3 protein-coding genes are annotated in these 1,732 nt (G+C 67.6%); 2 read left to right on the plus strand and 1 reads right to left on the minus strand.

Going from position 1 to position 1,732, the window contains the following annotated elements:
* Positions 1–43 precede the first annotated feature (43 nt).
* A complete protein-coding gene (locus ACFWPJ_RS32035) occupies positions 44–913 on the minus strand; it encodes an Ig-like domain-containing protein (RefSeq protein WP_378857156.1) in 870 nt (289 codons plus the stop codon).
* 197 nt (positions 914–1,110) lie between these two features.
* On the opposite strand from ACFWPJ_RS32035, the gene ACFWPJ_RS32040 reads away from it, so the two are divergent.
* Together ACFWPJ_RS32040 and ACFWPJ_RS32045 are read left to right on the plus strand one after the other, a co-directional pair.
* Positions 1,111–1,428, plus strand: a complete 318-nt coding sequence (locus ACFWPJ_RS32040; protein ID WP_378857158.1) for a hypothetical protein — start codon at positions 1,111–1,113, stop codon at positions 1,426–1,428.
* A 92-nt stretch (positions 1,429–1,520) separates the two neighbouring features.
* A partial coding sequence (locus ACFWPJ_RS32045; protein WP_378857160.1) for a hypothetical protein occupies positions 1,521–1,732 on the plus strand: 212 nt, incomplete at its 3' end.

Genomic DNA, 1,732 nt, shown 5'->3' on the forward strand with positions numbered 1-1,732 from the left:
AACGAGACCTGGTAGCAACCGATTCCGTGCCGGGGATGGTGGCTCAGAACCCGAAGGATCCGGTGCCGGTGCCGCCGCCGTCACCCGGGCCGGGATCGGTCGGCACGTCGGCCACGGTGACCACCTTGGTGGTCGACGAGCTGGCCACGCCGCTGCGGCCGGAGAACGTCGCGCCGATGGTGTAGGCGCCCGCCGCGCCCGGCGTCCACACGATGGAGGCCTTGCCGTTCGCGGCGACCGGGATGTCGCCGAGGACGTTGTCGCCCGCCTTGAACTGGACCGTGCCGCCCGCCGCCGCCGGGGACACGCTCGCCTCCAGGGTGACGGCTTTGCCGACCTGCGCGCCGGTCACATCCGTGAGCACCGTATTCGACACGGCATCGCTGGACACCGTGATGTTCGGCCCCTTGCCCTGGTAGGTGCCGTCGCCGAGCGAACCGCCGTAGTGCATCGAGGTCGGCAGCGGGGTGTCGCGGGCACAGTTGACGCCCACCGTGTACTGCACCTCGAAGGTCTGCGACTTCGGGCTGATGTTCGGGTACACCGGGTACTTGGTGACCCCGAATTCGGCGCGGACCCAATCCGAGGACGACGTGTCGAGCTGGACCGGGTCACCGCCCATCTTCGCCGAGCCGGGGACCGGGGTCAGGCAGGCGGGGTGCAGGTCCTTGATGTTGTAGATGTACTCCACCGGGATCCCGGTGCGCTCGAACTTCGTCGTCACGGTCACCGTGTCGCCGACGACCGGGTTGGTGTTGGACACCGTCCTGGTGAACTTGCTGTTCCCGTCGTTCCAGGTGATCGTTCCCGGTGCGGCCGAGGCCGTTGCGGGCATCGCCGCCACCGCGAAACCCGCCGCCACCGCGAACGCGGCCATCGAACCGGCCACCCGCTGCATTCTTCTGTCCACCATCGTTGTCTCCTGCGTGCACCGGGCGCCGCTCGACCTCGTCGTCGAGGCCTCGTTCCACCCGAGTTGGCGAGCAGTAGATCACGGCGATGCACCCCTGCAGACGAGATTCCGAAATGAGCATCAGTCAGATTGCGAATTCGACTCACGTTCGCCCGCGTTCACGGCAACGGACACCCCGCGCCGGTAGCGTCTCCCCCATGAAGCCACCGGCGATCGGATACCTGCGCCGCGACATCTCGGGTGTCGCCCAGTCCTGGGACGAAACGCAGATCCGCTCCCTAGCCGAGCGTCTCGGCTACCGCTTCACCAAGACCGTCGCCTTCAGCGACCGCACCACCGACCCCATCGGCCGCCTCCTCGACGTGGTCACCACCACCGAAGCAGCCGCCATAGTCACCCCCAACCTCACCCACCTCGGCCCCGACCTCCCCGACACCCTCCTCGCCGCCTGCGACATCATCACGGTCTCCCCCGAGATAACCCACGCCCGCACCATCCCCGCCCTCCCCGCCTGAGGCTAGTTCCAACTTGTTGCACTTATATGTGCAACGCACTAGCCTTGACTTGTCCCAGCGGGAAGAGTCAACACGCCAGAGGGGAGCGATCGATGGACACCGTGCTGCGCGACGACCGCGCCACCATTTCGGTGACCGCACGCGAGGCCGAGCAAGCCCGGACCGTCAGCACATTCCTGGGCGGCGCGAATCCGCCCACCTCGACGACTCCGGTCGTCGGGGATTCCGGCAGCGGCCAGTTGCAGCTGCCGCCTGAGCGCACCCCGTTAGTGCTCGAGTTGGGCGATCTCGTCAGCCGAGGCGG

The organism is Nocardia sp. NPDC058497 (assembly GCF_042720195.1).
GTDB lineage: Bacteria > Actinomycetota > Actinomycetes > Mycobacteriales > Mycobacteriaceae > Nocardia.